Genomic DNA, 17,394 nt, shown 5'->3' on the forward strand with positions numbered 1-17,394 from the left:
AACCCGGGCCGCGCGCGCCGCATCATCTAGCCATCCACAGGGGAGGGCTGCATGATGAAAACCTATCAACTGCTGATGGCTGGCGCGCTGCTGGCCTGCGCCGCAGGCGCCAATGCCGATATCAACAAATGCGTGGACGCCGCAGGCCGTGTGACCTTCACCGATGCGCCGTGCGCCGGTCCGAATGCCACGCCGCTTGGCGCATCCGGCCTGCAGTCCGGCGCCGTGCAGGAAAGCCCGGCGCGGGAAGGCGCCACGCAGGAAAGCGCCGCGCGGGAAGGCGCCGCGCGGGAAGGCGCCGCGCGGGAAGGCGTCACGCTGGCCACTGGCGAACCACAATTGAGCAGCAGCGGTGAACGCATCCACGGCAACGATCTGTCCATCGCCGTGCGCGACGTGCGCAGCCCGTGGGCCAGCCTGCCGCGCCCCGTTCCCAAACGCGCGGTCAGCCTGGATGCCGCCACCCTGCAGGCCGCGCGCAGCACCATGGTGATGCAGGACGGCCTGCGCCGCCAGGTGGCAATGGCCAGCCGCTAGGCATTCAGCCAGTAGGCCGGCTTGCTGTAGATATCCTTCAGCATATCGATGAAGAAGCGCACCTTGGCCGGCAGGTGGCGCTGCTGAGGATACACCGCCATGATGTCGTATTGCGGCAGCGCGTAGTCGTCCAGCACCGTGATCAGCTCGCCGGACGCCAGCTGCGCCTGGATTTCCCACGACGAGCGCCAGGCCAGCCCCAGCCCCTCGGTGGCCCAGCGGTGCAGCAATTCGCCGTCGTTGCAGTTCAAATTTCCTTCCACCCGTATCGTCACCTGTTTGCCCTGGTCCTGGAAGTACCAGCCGCGCTGCTGTCCGCCTTGCAGGTTGAAAGCGAGGCAGTTGTGGTGCGCCAGGTCGTCCAGCGTGCGCGGGATGCCGTTGCGCTCGAAGTATTCCGGCGTGCCGCACACCACGCGCCGGTTGCTGGCCAGCTTGACCGCCACGAAGCTGGGATCGATGGCGCCGCCTATGCGTATGCCCACGTCGTAGCCGTCCCGCACCAGGTCCACCACGCGGTCGGTCAGGTTGAATGAAATCTGCACGTCCGGATGGGCGCGCACGAAGCCCGCCGCGTGCGGCGCAACGTGCTTGCGGCCGAAGGCGGCCGGAGCCGACACGATCAGGTGGCCGGTGGCGCGATGGCGGCCTTCCGACACCATGCGGTCCGCATGGCCCAGATCCGCGAGGATTTTGCGGCAATGGTCGAGGTACAGCGTGCCTTGCTCGGTGAGCGTCAGATGCCGCGTGGTGCGGTGCATCAGCTTCACGCCCAGGCGCTTCTCCAGCGCGTCGATGCGGCGTCCCAGCATCACGGGCGTGATGTGCTGTCCCAGGGCGGCGCGGACCAGGCTGCCTTTCTCGGCCACGTCCACAAAGGCTTCGATTTGGGTGAGTTTGTCCATGGATAAGATTAAACCACACATATTCCGTATTTTCAGTACCGAATAAAACGATATTTTGTGTTCTTATCAAGCTTCCCCTATCCCGCTACGATGCAAGCATCACATCGCCACCATCGAATCAGGGAGACCAGCATGGCACGCATGACAGCAGCGCAGGCAGCGGCAATCGTTTTGGAGAAAGAGGGCGTGAACCAGGTGTTCGGCGTCCCCGGGGCCGCCATCAATCCGTTTTACGCCGCGTTGAAGAAACAGGGCAGCGCCAAGCACATCCTGGCGCGCCACGTGGAGGGCGCCTCGCACATGGCCGAGGGCTACACCCGCGCCAAACCGGGCAATATCGGCATCTGCATCGGCACCTCCGGCCCGGCTGGCACCGACATGATCACCGGCCTGTATTCCGCCCAGGCCGATTCCATACCCATCCTCTGCATTACCGGCCAGGCCCCGCGCGCCCGCCTGTACAAGGAGGATTTCCAGGCGGTCGATATCGAATCCATCGCCAAGCCTGTGACCAAGTGGGCCGTGACCGTGCGCGAGCCGGCCCTGGTGCCGCAGGTGTTCCAGCAGGCTTTCCACATCATGCGCTCGGGCCGTCCCGGCCCGGTGCTGATCGACCTGCCGTTCGACGTGCAGGTGGCGGAAATCGAATTCGACGCCGATACCTATCAGCCGCTGGAAGCCTACAAGCCGAAGGCGTCCCGCGCTCAGATCGAAAAGGCGCTGGCCATGCTGAACGAGGCCGAGCACCCCTTGATCACGGCCGGCGGCGGCGTCATCAACGCCAACGCCTCCGAACTGCTGGTGCAGTTCGCGGAACTCACCGGGGTGCCGGTGATTCCGACCCTGATGGCCTGGGGTTCCATCCCCGACGATCACAAGCTCATGGCCGGCATGGTCGGCCTGCAGACCAGCCACCGTTATGGCAACGCCACGCTGCTGGCTTCTGACTTCGTCATGGGCATAGGCAACCGCTGGGCCAACCGCCATACGGGCACCATCGAAGTGTTCACCAAGGACCGCAAGTTTGTCCACATCGATATCGAACCGACCCAGATCGGCCGCGTGTTCGGTCCCGACTTCGGGATCGTGTCCGACGCCGGCGCCGCGCTCAAGCTGCTGGTCGAGGTGGCCACGGAGTGGAAGGCCGCCGGCAAGCTCAAGGACCGCTCGGCCTGGGCAGCGCAATGCCTGGAACGCAAGCGCACCATGCACCGCAAGACCCACTTCGAGCAGGTGCCGGTCAAGCCGCAGCGCGTGTACGAGGAAATGAACAAGGCTTTCGGCCGCGAGACCTGCTACGTCAGCACCATCGGCCTGTCGCAGATCGCCGCCGCCCAGTTCCTGCACGTGTACCAGCCGCGCAACTGGATCAACTGCGGCCAGGCCGGCCCGCTGGGCTGGACCATCCCGGCCGCGCTGGGCGTGGTGGCGGCCGACCCGCAGCGCAAGGTGGTGGCCATCTCCGGCGACTACGACTTCCAGTTCATGATCGAGGAGCTGGCCGTGGGTGCGCAGTTCAAACTGCCCTACCTGCACGTGGTGGTGAATAACTCCTACCTGGGCCTGATCCGCCAGGCGCAGCGCGCCTTCGACATGGACTTCTGCGTCTCCCTCTCGTTCGAGAACGTGAATGCGCCGGAGCTGAACGGCTACGGCGTCGACCACATCGCGGTGGTGGAAGGCCTGGGCTGCAAGGCGATCCGCGTGCACGACGCCGCCGACCTGCCGGCCGCGTTCCAGCAAGCCCAGGACCTGATGGCCAAGTTCCGCGTGCCGGTGGTGGTGGAAGTGATACTGGAGCGTGTGACCAACATCGCCATGGGCACCGACATCGACAAGATCAACGAATTCGAAGAACTGGCCACCAAGCCGGGCGACGCGCCGACCGCGCTCACCGAGATGCTCGATTGAGAAAGGGACAAGAACATGACCAAATTAGCCGCCAATCTGACCATGCTGTTTACCGAACTTCCTTTCCTGGACCGCTTCGCGGCGGCCGCGGAAGCGGGCTTCACGGCAGTGGAATTCCTGTTCCCGTATCCGTATGAAGCGCGGGAACTGGCCGAACGCCTGCAGGCCCACAAGCTGGAACTGGTGCTGCATAACCTCCCGGCCGGGAACTGGGACGCCGGCGAGCGTGGCATCGCCTGCCATCCGGACCGGGTAGACGAGTTCCGCGCTGGGGTGCAGACCGCCATCAGCTACGCTAAACAGCTGGGCGTGACGCAGCTGAACTGCCTGGTCGGTATCGTGCCGCCCGGCGTCAGCCAGGACGCGGCGCACCGCACCGTGGTCGCCAACCTGGGCTTCGCTGCGGCGGCGCTCAAGGAGCACGGCATACGGTTGCTGATCGAACCGATCAACACCTACGATATTCCGGGCTTCTTCCTGTCGCGCACCAGCCAGGCCGTGCGCATCATCGAGGAAACCGGCTCGGACAACCTGTTCATCCAGTACGACATCTACCACATGCAGCGCATGGAGGGAGAGCTGAGCAACACCATCAAGGCCAACCTGCCGCTGATCAAGCATGTGCAGCTGGCAGACAATCCGGGCCGCAACGAACCGGGCACGGGCGAGATCAACTACCGCTTCCTGTTTGCGCAGCTGGACGCCTTCGGCTATGACGGCTACGTGGGCTGCGAATACAAGCCCCGCACCACGACCAGGGATGGACTGGGCTGGCGTGCGGAACACGGACTGTAAAGAAGAGCCGTGCCGGCCGCCGGCGAGCGGTGGCCGCAAGCGTATCCCTTCAACACCATAAAAGGAAATCATCATGTCGCGAGTTGGATTTATCGGTCTGGGTATCATGGGCGCCCCGATGGCGCAGCACCTGCTGAACGGCGGCCACAAGCTGTATCTGCACGACGTCAAGAACCCGCCGTATTCGCTGATCGAAGGCGGCGCCACCGTGTGCACCTCGGCCGCCGAAGTGGCCATGCGGGCCGACATCATCATCATCATGGTGCCGGATACGCCGCACGTGGAAGCGGTGCTGTTCGGCGAGAAGGGCGTGGCCGAAGGCCTGCGCGCGGGCACCATCGTGGTGGACATGAGCTCCATCTCGCCCATCGAAACCAAGAAATTCGCCAAGAAGATCAACGCCCTGGGCTGCGACTACCTGGACGCGCCCGTGTCCGGCGGCGAAGTGGGCGCCAAGGCGGCCTCGCTGACCATCATGGTGGGCGGCCCGGAAGGCGCGTTCAATACCGTCAAGCCGCTGTTTGAACTGATGGGCAAGAACATCACCCTGGTGGGCGGCAATGGCGATGGCCAGACCACCAAGGTGGCCAACCAGATCATCGTGGCGCTGAACATCCAGGCCGTGGCCGAGGCCCTGCTGTTCGCCTCCAAGGCTGGTGCCGATCCGGCCAAGGTGCGCGCCGCGCTCATGGGCGGCTTCGCCAATTCGCGCATCCTGGAGGTGCACGGCGAGCGCATGGTCAAGCGTACCTTCAACCCCGGCTTCCGCATCGAGCTGCACCAGAAGGACTTGAACCTGGCGCTGCAGGGCGCCAAGGCCATGGGCGTGTCGCTGCCGAACACGGCCCAGGCCCAGGAGCTGATGAATGCCTGCGCCGCCAATGGCCTGAGCGGTTCGGACCACTCGGCGCTGTGCCGGGCTATCGAGATCATGTCCAACCACCAGATCGCCCAAGCATAAAAAAATGGCCAGGGCGTCGTTGCAGCTCCTTGCCGTGCAAGCGCACTGTCGTCGTCGCCGCGGCCTTGGCCTGCGCGTAGCCCTGACCATTTTTAACGAGATATACCAGTTACCGCAATGTGGCGGCTTCGACTCCCCAAGCCTAAGCGGCCGCCACATTCTTTTTATACGAAAGCATCCGGATGAGCACCTTCAATCCACGCCAATTCTTACTCGACCTGTATGGCAGCGCGGTGGACGCCGTCAGCGCCGCCAAATGCCTGCCCGCCTTCCTGCCCGAGCCGCCCAGGAACGGACGCACGCTGGTCATCGGCGCGGGCAAGGGCGCCGCCGCCATGGCGCGCGCCGTGGAGCAGCACTGGAAGGGCGACATCTCGGGCCTGGTGGTGACGCGCTACGAACACGGCGCCGACTGCCAGCGCATCGAGGTGGTGGAGGCGGCCCACCCGGTACCGGATGAAGCGGGCCGCAAGGCAGCCGCCCGCATGCTGCAGATGGTACAGGGCCTGGCCGAAAACGACCTGGTGCTGTGCCTGATCTCGGGCGGCGGCTCGGCCTTGCTATCCATGCCGGCGCCCGGCATCACGCTGGAACAGAAGCAAGCGCTGAACCGCGCGCTGCTCAAGTCCGGCGCCACCATCTCCGAGATGAACTGCGTGCGCAAGCACCTGTCCGGCATCAAGGGCGGCCGCCTGGCGCAAGCCTGCGCGCCGGCGCGCGTGGTGACCTTGCTGATTTCCGACGTGCCGGGCGACGATCCGGCGGTGGTGGCCAGCGGCCCCACGCTGCCCGATCCCACCACCTGCGAGGACGCCATCGCCGTGCTGCGCAAGTACGGCATCGAGGTGCCGGGCTCCGTGCGCGAATACCTGGAGTCGGGACGCGGCGAAACGCCCAAGCCGGGCGACCCCATCTTCGCCCGTAACAGCCACCACGTGATCGCCATCGCCCAGGACGCGCTGGAAGCGGCGGCGGCGCACGCCAGCGCGGCCGGCATCACGCCCTACATCCTGTCCGACGGCATCGAAGGCGAGTCGCGCGACGTGGCGCTGGTGCACGCTGCCATGGCCAGGCAGGTGGCGGCGCGCGGCCAGCCCTTCCAGCGACCCTGCGTCATCATCTCCGGCGGCGAAACCACGGTGACGGTGCGCGGCAGCGGGCGAGGCGGGCGCAACGCCGAATTCCTGCTCAGCCTTGCGGTGGCGCTGGACGGCCATCCCGACATCCACGCCGTGGCCTGCGACACGGACGGCATCGACGGCTCGGAAGACAACGCCGGCGCGCTGTACGGCCCGGATTCACTGGCGCGCGCCGCCGCCCAGGGTCTGCGCGCCAGGACGCTGCTGGAAAATAACGATGGCTACGGCTTCTTCAGTGCGCTGGACGACCTGGTGGTCAGCGGCCCCACGCGCACCAACGTCAATGACTTCCGCGCAGTGCTGATACTGTAACAAACCAAAAACGAGTAGGGGAAACCAACATGAGGCGCACACGCCAGGCCAAGATCGTGGCCACGCTGGGACCATCCAGCAGCAGCAAGGAGGCCATCCTGGCCTTGTTCGAAGCGGGTGTCGATGTATTTCGCTTCAACTTCAGCCACGGCACGCACCAGGACCACCAGGCGCGCTGCAACATCGTGCGTGAGGTTGAGCGCAAGGTAGGCCGTCCCATCGCCATCCTGGCCGACCTGCAGGGCCCCAAGCTGCGCATCGGCACCTTCCGGTCCGGGAAAATCGCGCTGTCCGCCGGCCAGGATTTCACCCTGGACCGCGACCCGACGCCGGGCGACGAGACGCGCGTGTGCCTGCCGCACCCGGAGCTGTTCGAGGCCATCAAGGGCGGCCAGTCGCTGCTGCTGGACGACGGCAAGGTCAAGCTGGCGGTGCTGGACAGCGACGGCCGCCACATCCGCACCCGGGTGCTGAACAACGGCGCCCTGTCCGACCGCAAGGGCGTGAACGTGCCGGACGCCGTGCTGCCGATACCGTCGCTGACGGAAAAGGACTTGCGCGACCTGGAGTTCGCGCTGGCCATGGGGGCGGACTGGGTGGCGCTGTCCTTCGTGCAGCGGCCGGAGGATGTGCTGCAGGCGCGCGCCATCATAGGCGAGCGTGCAGCCATCATGTCCAAGCTGGAGAAGCCCGCCGCCATGGATACCCTCGATGACATCGTCGCCGTGTCGGACTCGGTGATGGTGGCGCGCGGCGACCTGGGCGTGGAGCTACCGCCGGAGCAGGTGCCGGGCGCACAGAAGCGCATCGTGCGCGCCTGCCGCCAGCAGGGCAAGCCGGTCATCATCGCCACCCAGATGCTGGAATCGATGATCACCTCGCCCGTGCCGACCCGCGCCGAGGCGTCCGACGTCGCCAGCGCCATCTACGACGGCGCCGACGCCGTGATGCTGTCGGCCGAATCGGCCAGCGGGGCGTATCCGGTGGAGGCGGTGTCCATCATGAGCCGCATCATCGTGGAAGTGGAAAAGGACCCGCTTTACCGCCAGATCATCGACGCCCAGAATCCGCCGCCCCAGGCCAACAGCGGCGATGCGATCTGCTCGGCGCTGCGCGACGTGTCCAGCATCGTGGGCGCGGTGGCCACCGTGACTTACACCAGCTCCGGCCACACCAGTTTGCGGGCGGCGCGCGAGCGGCCCTCGGCGCCCATCCTCAGCATCACGCCCAATTTGCTGACGGCGCGGCGGCTGGCGGTGGTGTGGGGCGTGCATTCCACCGTGAGCCAGGACGTGCGCAATGTGGACCGCATGGTCAATTCCGCCTGCCAGGCCGCGCTGCGCGAGGGATTCGGCCGGCCGGGCGACCAGATCGCCATCACGGCCGGGGTGCCCTTCGGCCAGCCGGGCAGCACCAATTTGCTGCGCATCGCCCAAATCTGGCCGCTGGACGAGGCGGCGGCCGCCTGAAGTCTTCTCGAAGGCCGGGTCCCGGGAACCTCCAAACTCCGGGATGCTGTGCTGTTTGCTCTCCCGGTGCAACGCCGTGGAGAGCTTTTTTATGCCTTTTTTCTGGGTTCTTCCGGCGCTGCGGCGCCCCGGATGTAGTCTTCCAGGCCTTCGGCCAGAGTGGTGAAGGTGGCGCTGCAGGCCGGATTGCTGCGCAGGTTTTCGTGCATGGCGATCCAGGTTTCCAGCTCGATGGAGAGCAGGCCGGGCAGCACCCGCTCCACCCCGGGATAGCGCCGCGCCGCGCCAACTTGGCAGATGCCCAGTCCCAGCCCGGCGCGTATCGCACCCAGGTGCAGCAGGTCGTTATCGCTGCGCAGGGCGATATGGGCGCGCGCCACGCCAGCCAGCCGGGCGCTGATCGAGCGCGTAAAAGCGTTCTCGCGCTCGACCCCGATCAGACTGTGGCCCGCCAGGTCGTCCCAGCTGCGCGGCTTGCCGCGCCGTTTCAGGTAATCACGGTGAGCATGCAGGCCCAGTTCGATCACGCCCACGCGGCGGGCGATCAGCACGTCCTGCTCCGGCCGCTGCATGCGGATGGCGATGTCGGCATCGCGCCGTATCAGGTTCTCGATGCGGTTCGAAATGCCCAGCTCCACCACGATGCCTGGATGCTGTTCGTGCAGCCTGGCCAGGATGGGCGGCAGTACCTCGACCCCGACCACCTCCGCCGCCGTGATCCGCACCCGGCCCTGGATCTCCTGTCCCTCTCCGCGTCCGATGGAGGACGCCGCGCGCAACAGCGCCGCCGAGGTGGAGGCCAGCGTTTGAGCGTACGACTGCAGCGCGAACGCGGCCTCGGTCGGGCTGAAGCCATTTTGCGAGCGCGTGAACAGGGACAGCGACAAGCCCTGTTCCAGCGCATCGATATGGCGCCCCACGGTGGGCTGTGTCAATCCCAGCGCCCTGGCCGCGCCTGACAGCGATCCTTCCGCCATCACGGCGAGGAAGGTACGGTATAGACCCCAATCCGGTTCTGTGTGGTTCATACAAAATAGTATAGCGGATATGCTGATTTCAGTAATTTTCTTTTAGCTCGGCCGCAGGCACACTGGCTCCATCAACCAACGGATAGGAGCGAAACATGAAAAAGACGGCTTTGGTACTGGGCGCAACGGGCGGCGTGGGCGGCGAGGTGGCGCGCCTGCTGGTGGCGCGCGGCTGGCATGTCAAGGCGCTGCACCGCGCCCCGGCGCAGGCCAGCAAGGGCAGCGATGGCCTGCACTGGATGCAGGGCGACGCCATGCACCGCGACGACGTGGTGAACGCGGCGCGTGGCGCCCAGCTGATCGTGCACGCGGTCAACCCGCCCGGTTACCGCAACTGGGGCCAGCTGGTGCTGCCCATGATAGACAACACCATCGCCGCCGCCCGTGCCAGCGGCGCCCGCATCCTGCTGCCGGGCACGGTCTACAACTATGGCCCGGACAGTTTTCCCGATATCCGGGAAGGCTCGGCCCAGCATCCGGTGACCCGCAAGGGGGCAATCCGCGCCGAGCTGGAAGCGCGCTTGAAGGCGGCGGCGCGAGAGGGCGTGCGCACCCTGATCGTGCGTGCCGGCGATTTCTTCGGCCCGCGCGCCGGCAACAGCTGGTTTGCACAGGGTTTGGTCAAACCGGGCCAGCCGCTGCGCTCCATCGGCTACCCTGGCGCTCCCGGCGTCGGCCACCAATGGGCGTATCTGCCCGACGTGGCCGAAACCATGGTGCGTTTGGTGGAACTGGAGGACAAGCTGGAGCCGTTCGCCAGCTTCCACATGGACGGCCACTGGGACGCGGACGGCACGCGCATGGTGGAAGCCATACGCCGCGCCGCCGGGCTGCCGGACCTCAAGGTGAACCGCATGCCGTGGTGGCTGATGCGCTTGGCTGCGCCGCTGGTGCCGTTGTTCCGCGAGCTGGTGGAGATGCGCTATCTGTGGCAAACGCCGGTCCGCATGAATAACAGCCGTTTGCTGGAAGTGCTGGGCGGCGAACCGCGCACGCCACTGGACATTGCGGTGCATGCCACGCTGGCCGGCCTGGGTTGCCTGCCCGCCGCGCTGCCGGCAGGGGCCGAAGTCCGCCCGCGCCTGCGCGCCTAGTTCACTCCTGATCGGACCACAGCTTTGCCGCCCGTGGCCCGGGTCACGCGTCCCGGTGATGCACGGCGTGGCCAGCCGCGTACGTTGCAGCGATGGTGCGGTCGTCGCCCAGCATGGCGAGCGCGAACAGCAGTTCCTCCAGGCTGTCGGTGCGCTCCGTGCGGCGCGCCAGCAGCGGCGTGGCCTTGGGATCGAGCACGACGAAGTCCGCCTCCGCGCCCGGCACGAAATGGCCGATCACGCCTTCCAGCTGCATCGCGCGCGCACCGCCCAGGGTGGCCAGGTAAAACATGCGCAGCGCCGGGAGATAGGTCCCGCCCATGCGCGCCACCTTGTAGGCTTCGTTCATGGTCTGCAGCATGGAGAAGGAGGTGCCGCCGCCCACGTCCGTGGCCAGCGACAGCGGGACGTTCTGCGCGTCGGCGGGCTCGAAGTCAAACAGTCCGCTGCCCAGGAACAGGTTGGAGGTCGGGCAGATCGACACCGCCGATTGTGTCTGCGCCATGCGCGCGCGGTCGCCGTCGTCCAGCCAGATGCAGTGCGCATACATGGAGCGCGGACGCAGCATGCCGAAATGGTCGTACACATCCATGTAGCTGCGCGCATGGGGGAATAGCGACTTGACCCAGGCCACTTCGTCGGTGTTCTCGGCTACATGGGTTTGCAGATAGGTGTCCGGGTATGCCTGCGCCAGCGCACCGGCCAGCTCCAGCTGCTGCTCGGTGGAGGTAGGCGCGAAGCGCGGCGTGATGGCGTACAGCTGGCGGCCGCGCTTGTGCCAGCGCTTGATCAGGTCTTCGCTGTCACGCACGCCGGTTTCGGCCGTGTCCTTCAGGAAGTCCGGGCAGTGGCGGTCCATCAGCACCTTGCCGGCCACCATGCGCAGGTTGCGCTTTTCGCTTTCGGTGAAAAAGGCGTCCACCGATTGCGGATGGACGGTGCAATAGACCATGGCGGTGGTGGTGCCGCAGCGGGTCAGCTCATCGAGGAAGAAGCTGGCCACTTGGCCCGCGTGTGCAGGATCGGAAAACCGGCGCTCGGTAGGGAAGGTGTACTTTTCCAGCCACGGCAGCAGGCCGGGCGCCGGCGAGGCGATCATGTCGGTTTGCGGGTAGTGGACGTGGGTGTCGATAAAGCCGGGCATGATGATCTTGCCACGGTAGTCGTGCACCTGCGTGCCGGGTTCCAGAGTCGTGGCCAGCGCGGCGTAGTCGCCTGCCTGGTGGACCTTGCCGTCCTTGAGGAGCAGCAGGCCATCCTCGTGCCAGGCGGTGGCATCGGTGTGGTAGGCCGGATCGGCCTTGAAGTGCAGCAGGCTGGCGCGGTATGCCTCGAAGGTGGTAGCTTGTGCCATGAGTCTATCCTCGTATCTATCTTGTATCTATCTTGTATGTCGGTTGATCGCTGGACCGGCGGGGCGCGCGCGAAGACGCCGCAGGCATTGGAATGGCGCGCGGCATGGTCCCCGGCGCGAGGCGCGCGGACGGTCGATGGGTGGTGAATTGCTAGCGCGGGGCTAGCTCAATGAGAGGCGATGGCACGCTCCCGCCCCGGCGCTGCCGGAGAGTGAGGGTGCCCGAGATACAGGCGATGGAATAAAATTCAAACCTTGCATGTGGTGTGTTGTTCTGTTGCGCTGCGATGTGCAGCATCGGCCATTGTAGCAGTAACTGGGGCGCTTGCAAGGCGGGCGTTGGCCGGCTCCCAGACCTGCATCAGCTGCGCCGCCACCGACACCGCGATCACGGCCGGGGCTTTGCCGGTGATGCCGGGCAGGCCGATGGGACAGGTCATGTCCGCCATGCGCCCGGCAGCGATGCCGCGCTCCTGCAAGCGGCGCTCGAAGGAGACGCGCTTGGTGTTGGAGCCGATCAGCCCGAACCAGGTGACATCGCGCCGCCGCAAAATATGCTCGGACAGCTGCAAATCCAACGCATGGCTGTAGGTTAGCACCAGGAAGGACGATCCGGCCGGGGCCTGGTCGACCACGGCTTGCGGCGTATCGGTGGCTTCGATGCGGGCATTGGCGGGCAGGATGGCGGGGAACAGGTCGTCCCGCTCATCGACCCAGACCACGCGGCAGGGAAGCTCGCCCAGCGCGCGCACGATGGCGGCGCCGACGTGGCCCGCGCCGAAGATATACAGCGTATGGCGATGTGGCTGGATGGCGTCCAGCAGCCAGCGCCGGCCTTGCTCGTCCACGCGCAGCTTGCAGTCCACGCCGGGACCGGGCAGTGTGAGGCGCAGCGGACCTGGGCCGGACAGCAGCACGCCGCTGCCATCGTAGCTGCTGGGCGCTTCCAGCACGTCCAGCGGCAGCAAGCGCCAGCTGGTCTGACCTTCGCGCCAGCGCTGGGCCAGGGTAAGGAAATGGGCGCCCGATGGACCGCCCGACTGGGCGTGGATACGCTCAAAGACCAGGAACACCACGCCGCCGCAGCACTGGCCCAGGCTGGGACCGAGCGGGAAGCGTTCGTAGCGGCGCTCGTGCTGCAGTTTTCCCGGCGCCGCAGCCAGCATCTCGCGCGCGATCTCGATGGCGCGCAGCTCCAGGTGGCCGCCGCCTATGGTGTCGAAGGTGTGATGCGCCGTCACCAGCATCTTGGCGCCGGGTTCGCGCGGACCGGAACCGGCCACCTGCGCCACCGTCACCAGCACGCGCGGCACGGCCTCGCTGGCGGCGGCGAATAGGGCATTTTGTTGTAATGGCAAGCTGTTGGACATGGCTGCTGGTTCGCTTAATCGGCCGCTTCGGCCGCATCCTGTACGGCGGCGCGCTCCTGCACGGCGCTGATGGCGTTCAGTATAGCCTCACTGGTGGCCGGCGCCTTCAAGGGCGGGTTGTAACGGTGTCCGCCCACGGCCGAGCAGGCGTCGCGGATGGCCAGGAACACGGAGATGGGCAACAGCAGCGGCGGCTCGCCCACCGCCTTGGAGCGGTGTATGCTGTCGGCCGCGTTGCGGTTCTTGTACAGCTGGACCTTGAAATTCCCCGGGCAGTCCGACACGGCCGGGATCTTGTAGGTGGACGGCGCATGCGTCATCAGCTTGCCGGCCGGGTTCCACCACAGTTCTTCGGTGGTCAGCCAGCCCATGCCCTGGATGAAAGCGCCCTCGACCTGGCCGATATCGATGGCGGGATTGAGCGAATTGCCGGCATCGTACAGCGCATCGGCGCGCAGCAGCTTCCATTCGCCGGTGAGCGTATCGACCACCACTTCCGACACGGCGGCGCCGTAGGCGAAGTAGGAGAAGGGATTGCCGCTCATGGTTTTCGGGTCCCAGTGCAGGCCGGGCGTGGCGTAGAAGCCGTCCGACCACAGCTGCACGCGCGCCATGTAGGCCTTTTGCACCAGCTCCGCGAACGGAATCGCCTGCCCGTTCACATGGACAAAGTTATCCTCGAAGCGCACCTCGTCCGGATTGCCGTCATGGCGGCTTGCCGCGAATTCGGCCAGCCGCCTACGGATGGTGTGGGCCGCATCCTGGGCCGCCTTGCCGTTCAGGTCCGCGCCGGTGGAGGCGGCGGTGGCCGAGGTGTTGGCGACCTTGCTGGTATCGGTGGCGCTGGCGCGCACCCAGTCCAGGTCCAGTCCCAGCTCATGCGCCACCACCTGGCAGACTTTGGTGTTGATGCCCTGGCCCATCTCGGTGCCGCCGTGGTTAACCAGCACCGATCCGTCCGTGTACACATGCACCAGCGCGCCGGCCTGGTTGAAGTGGGTGACGTTGAACGCGATACCGAATTTCACGGGCGTGAGCGCCAGGCCGCGCTTGAGCACCTTGCTGCCTTTGTTGAAGGCGTTGATGTCCTGGCGGCGCTTGCGGTACTCGCTGTCGTGCTCCAGCTGCGCCACCAGTTCGTGGATCACATTGTCCACCACCTTTTGCTGGTATTGGGTGACGTTGCGGCCTTCCTCGTCGTTGCGGCCGTAGAAGTTGATCTTGCGGACGTCGAGCGCATCCATGCCCAGGTTGCGCGCGATTTCATCGATGATGTATTCGATGGCGATCGCCCCTTGAGGACCGCCGAAGCCGCGGAAAGCCGTGTTGGACTGGGTGTTGGTCTTGCCCGCCATGGCGCGGATATCGACGTCGCCCAGGTAGTAGGCGTTATCGAAGTGGCACATGGCGCGGGTGGCGACCGGCGCCGACAGGTCGGCCGAGTAGCCGGCGCGGCTCACCATTTCCACCTTGGCGGCGGCGATGCGGCCATCGTCGCCGTAGCCGATCTCGTATTCGTAATAGAAGCAGTGGCGCTTGCCGGTCACCATCATGTCGTCGTCGCGGTCGGCGCGCAGCTTGACGGGACGCTTGAGGCGCGCCGCCGCGATGGCCGCGCAGGCCGCCCACAGCGCCGATTGCGACTCCTTGCCGCCGAAGCCGCCGCCCATGCGGCGGCATTGCACCACGATGTCGTGCGAGTGGCGGTGCAGGGCGTGGGCCACCACGTGCTGCATCTCGGTCGGGTGCTGGGTGGAGCAGTGTATCAGCATGCCGTTGCCTTCCCTGGGGATGGCATACGAAATCTGGCCCTCCAGGTAGAACTGCTCCTGGCCGCCGACATACAGCTCGCCCTTGAGCTTGTGCCTGGAGCGCTCAAAGGCTGCCTGCGCATCGCCGCGCGCCAGGTGCATGGGCGGTACCACGAAAGACTGCGCATCGCGCGCGGCCTGCGGCGTCAGCACGGCGGGCAGTTCCTCGTATTCGATTACGGCCTTGCGGGCGGCGCGGCGCGCGTTGTCATGGGTGTCCGCCACCACGATGAAGATGGGCTGGCCGATATACTGCACCAGACCTTCCGACAAGATCGGATCGTCATGGATGATGGGGCCGCAATCGTTGGTGCCCGGGATATCCTTGTGGGTGTACACGGCCACCACGCCCGGCGCGGCGCGCACGGCATCGAAGTTCATGGACAAAATATTGGCGTGGGCCTTGGCCGAGATGCCCAGCGCCGCGTGCAGCGTGCCATGTTCTTCGCGGATATCGTCGGTGTAAGTGGCTTCGCCCAGCACATGCAGCTCGGCCGATTCGTGCTTGGCGTTCTTGCCCACCGCCGCCCAGGCTTGCTTCTCCGGCTGATTCAGGAAGGCGTCGTTTTTGCTGTTCATGCGAATGCGGCTCCTTCGGCATAGTGGAAAGCGTTGATCGATTGCAGGGGCTGGCCGGCCACCGGATCGGTCTCCAGCCAGAAGCGGCGCAGCAGGTTCTGCGCGGTCTTCATGCGGTAGGCGGCCGAGGCGCGCATGTCCGTCAGCGGCGTGTAGTCCTGGGCCAGTGCTGCCATCGCGGCCAGCGCGGTCTCCTCGTTCCAGGGCTGGCCGTTCATGGCCGCTTCCGCCAGCGGGGCGCGGCGCGAGGTGGCGGCCATGCCGCCGTAGGCCACATGGGCGTCGCTCACCACGCCGTCCTTGAGCGTGATGGTGAAGGCTGCGCACACGGCGGAGATGTCCTGGTCGTAGCGCTTGGACAGCTTATAGGTGCGGAACCGAACGTCCTTGCGCGGCAGCGGGATGCGCACCGCCTCCACGAACTCGCCGGGCTGCCAGTCCTTCTTCATATAGTCCAGGTAGAACTTCTCCAGCAGCAGGGTGCGCTGGCCGTGCACGCTGCGCAGCACGATCTCGGCGCCCAGCGCGATCATCCAGGGCGCCGAATCGCCGATGGGCGAACCGTTGGCGACGCTGCCGCCCAGGGTGCCGGTGTTGCGGATGGGCTGGGAGGCGAAGCGCTGCCACATCTCGGTCAGCTCGTCCTTGTAATGGCGGCAGATGGCTGCATACGCATCGTTCAGCGACACGGCCGCGCCGACGGTCAGCATGCCGTCCGCCTCCTGCATGTGGAACAGCTCCTGCACCTGGCGCACATAGATCATGTCGCCCAGGTCGCGCATCTGTTTGGTGACCCACAAGCCCACGTCGGTGGAGCCGGCCACGATGGTGGCGCCGGGCTTTTCCGCGCGCAGGGCGCACAGCTCGTCCAGGGTGCGAGGGGCGTAGAAGGTCTGGCCGCCGTGGCTGAAGCTGGCCATGGTGTCGCGCTGCAGCGATTGCAGCGTGGCCTTGAGGGCTGCTCGGTCGAAGGTCACCGGCGGCAGCTCGCCCATGCGGCGCGCGGCGTCTATGATAGGGCGGTAGCCGGTGCAGCGGCACAGGTTGCCGGACAGCGTTTCATCTATGGTCTTGCGGCAGGGCTGGTCCGCTTTGCCTTCCTGCTTCAGGTACAGGCTCCACAGCGACATTGCAAAGCCCGGCGTGCAGAAGCCGCACTGTGAAGCGTGGCATTCGACCAGGGCTTCCTGCACCGGATGCAGGGCGCCGTCGGGCTGCTTCAGGTCTTCGATGGTGTAGACGGCCTTGCCGTCCAGGGTGGGCAGGAACTGGATGCAGGAGTTCACCGATTTCATGGCGACCTCGCCATCCGGCTGCAGCTCGGCCACGACCACGGTGCAGGCGCCGCAGTCACCCTCGGCGCAGCCTTCCTTGGTGCCGGTGCAGTGCAAGTCTTCCCGCAGGTGCTGGAGCAGGGTACGGGTGGGTGCGCTATCCGCGACGCTGTGGACCTCGCCGCGGTAGAAAAAACGAACTGGGTCAGACATGAATGCTCCGAGCTGATGGATGGTGCAGGTATTTGTGCAGGTTATCAGTTGCACGCAGGGCAACCAATAGGGCTAGTGCGATGCTTGGTATGCGTGGAGGGTTATACCGCATTCGCCGGAGTGGCGCAGATATGACGGGATTGATTAAGAGGTTGAGACTGGAGGGAACCTCGAAAAGCTCCGCATTGAGACATGATGTAGGCCCATCAAAAATGGCGACAATGCCGGGATGAGACCGGGCCTGTTTGCCGCCCAGGAGCGTGAGGCCAAGCTGACCAAGCTGGGCGACGCGCTGCAAGTGCTGGAGCGGCACGTTGACTTCGCGGCGATGGCGGCAGCGGTCGATCAGCGGTGCCGCACCCCAGCCGTGAGCGTGGCTGCCGTCCGCCATTACTCACCGAGGACAGGGTGCGTATCCTCCAGGTCCAGCTTTGGTTCACTCTGTCGGACGAGCAGATGGAGTTCCTGCTGCCGGACCGTCTCAGTTTCCAGCGCCTTTATGTCAGTGGATTCAACGCCTTCCTAATGCAGTCTGAAGCTTATATCCATCGACTTGCCACCTAAGTGTTTAGTTCCGTGCGATCATATCCCTCGTCGTAGCTGGCCTTTGTTTCGCGCCAAGGTCATACTGGAGGAACTGAT

14 protein-coding genes are annotated in these 17,394 nt (G+C 65.8%); 8 read left to right on the forward strand and 6 right to left on the reverse strand.

Going from position 1 to position 17,394, the window contains the following annotated elements; genetic code table 11:
• Positions 1 to 51: 51 nt before the first annotated feature.
• Positions 52 to 537: a DUF4124 domain-containing protein gene (locus ACLB1G_RS07735; RefSeq protein ID WP_491626615.1), complete on the forward strand. Its 486-nt coding sequence runs from the start codon at positions 52 to 54 to the stop codon at positions 535 to 537.
• Here the strand turns inward: ACLB1G_RS07735 and ACLB1G_RS07740 are convergent.
• Positions 534 to 1,442: a LysR family transcriptional regulator gene (locus tag ACLB1G_RS07740; RefSeq protein WP_491626616.1), complete on the reverse strand. Its 909-nt coding sequence runs from the start codon at positions 1,440 to 1,442 to the stop codon at positions 534 to 536. The two genes, ACLB1G_RS07735 and ACLB1G_RS07740, sit on opposite strands and share 4 nt — an antisense overlap.
• A 132-nt stretch (positions 1,443 to 1,574) precedes the next feature.
• Here ACLB1G_RS07740 and gcl point away from each other — a divergent pair, with 132 nt between their 5' ends.
• From gcl to pyk, 5 genes are all read left to right on the forward strand, one after another.
• Positions 1,575 to 3,353, forward strand: a complete 1,779-nt coding sequence (gene gcl / locus ACLB1G_RS07745) for a glyoxylate carboligase (RefSeq protein ID WP_491626617.1) — start codon at positions 1,575 to 1,577, stop codon at positions 3,351 to 3,353.
• A 15-nt stretch (positions 3,354 to 3,368) separates the two neighbouring features.
• Positions 3,369 to 4,148, forward strand: coding sequence for a hydroxypyruvate isomerase (hyi, locus tag ACLB1G_RS07750; protein WP_491626618.1), 780 nt, complete (start codon positions 3,369 to 3,371; stop codon positions 4,146 to 4,148).
• 73 nt (positions 4,149 to 4,221) lie between these two features.
• A complete protein-coding gene (locus tag ACLB1G_RS07755; RefSeq protein ID WP_491626619.1) occupies positions 4,222 to 5,109 on the forward strand; it encodes a 2-hydroxy-3-oxopropionate reductase in 888 nt (295 codons plus the stop codon).
• Between the two features lie 182 nt (positions 5,110 to 5,291).
• Entirely contained in the window at positions 5,292 to 6,560 is a 1,269-nt protein-coding gene (locus tag ACLB1G_RS07760; RefSeq protein ID WP_491626620.1) for a glycerate kinase type-2 family protein, read from the forward strand.
• Positions 6,561 to 6,589: 29 nt separating this feature from the next.
• Entirely contained in the window at positions 6,590 to 8,029 is a 1,440-nt protein-coding gene (pyk, locus tag ACLB1G_RS07765) for a pyruvate kinase (protein WP_491626621.1), read from the forward strand.
• 89 nt (positions 8,030 to 8,118) lie between these two features.
• Here the strand turns inward: pyk and ACLB1G_RS07770 are convergent, their stop codons facing one another.
• The gene (locus tag ACLB1G_RS07770) at positions 8,119 to 9,057 is read right to left on the reverse strand and encodes a LysR family transcriptional regulator (RefSeq protein WP_491626622.1); all 939 of its coding nucleotides are present in this window, start codon (positions 9,055 to 9,057) and stop codon (positions 8,119 to 8,121) included.
• A 95-nt stretch (positions 9,058 to 9,152) separates the two neighbouring features.
• Here ACLB1G_RS07770 and ACLB1G_RS07775 point away from each other — a divergent pair, with 95 nt between their 5' ends.
• On the forward strand, positions 9,153 to 10,151 hold the full coding sequence (locus tag ACLB1G_RS07775) for an NAD(P)H-binding protein (protein ID WP_491626623.1): 999 nt from the start codon (positions 9,153 to 9,155) through the stop codon (positions 10,149 to 10,151).
• A gap of 43 nt (positions 10,152 to 10,194) precedes the next feature.
• On the opposite strand, the gene guaD is transcribed toward ACLB1G_RS07775, so the two are convergent.
• From guaD to xdhA, 4 genes are all read right to left on the reverse strand, one after another.
• Positions 10,195 to 11,505, reverse strand: a complete 1,311-nt coding sequence (gene guaD / locus ACLB1G_RS07780; protein ID WP_491626624.1) for a guanine deaminase — start codon at positions 11,503 to 11,505, stop codon at positions 10,195 to 10,197.
• A 248-nt stretch (positions 11,506 to 11,753) separates the two neighbouring features.
• A complete protein-coding gene (gene xdhC, locus ACLB1G_RS07785) occupies positions 11,754 to 12,875 on the reverse strand; it encodes a xanthine dehydrogenase accessory protein XdhC (protein ID WP_491626625.1) in 1,122 nt (373 codons plus the stop codon).
• Positions 12,876 to 12,889: 14 nt separating this feature from the next.
• On the reverse strand, positions 12,890 to 15,265 hold the full coding sequence (gene xdhB / locus ACLB1G_RS07790) for a xanthine dehydrogenase molybdopterin binding subunit (RefSeq protein WP_491626626.1): 2,376 nt from the start codon (positions 15,263 to 15,265) through the stop codon (positions 12,890 to 12,892).
• Complete coding sequence (gene xdhA, locus ACLB1G_RS07795; RefSeq protein ID WP_491626627.1) at positions 15,262 to 16,752, reverse strand: xanthine dehydrogenase small subunit; 1,491 nt, start codon at positions 16,750 to 16,752, stop codon at positions 15,262 to 15,264. Before xdhA ends, xdhB begins: the two co-directional genes overlap by 4 nt.
• A gap of 351 nt (positions 16,753 to 17,103) precedes the next feature.
• Here xdhA and ACLB1G_RS07800 point away from each other — a divergent pair, with 351 nt between their 5' ends.
• Positions 17,104 to 17,316 carry a transposase gene (locus ACLB1G_RS07800; protein ID WP_491626628.1) on the forward strand — a complete coding sequence of 71 codons (213 nt, stop codon included), beginning with the start codon at positions 17,104 to 17,106 and terminating at the stop codon, positions 17,314 to 17,316.
• The last annotated feature ends 78 nt before the right edge of the window (positions 17,317 to 17,394 follow it).

It is taken from the genome of Duganella kummerowiae, from assembly GCF_053572355.1.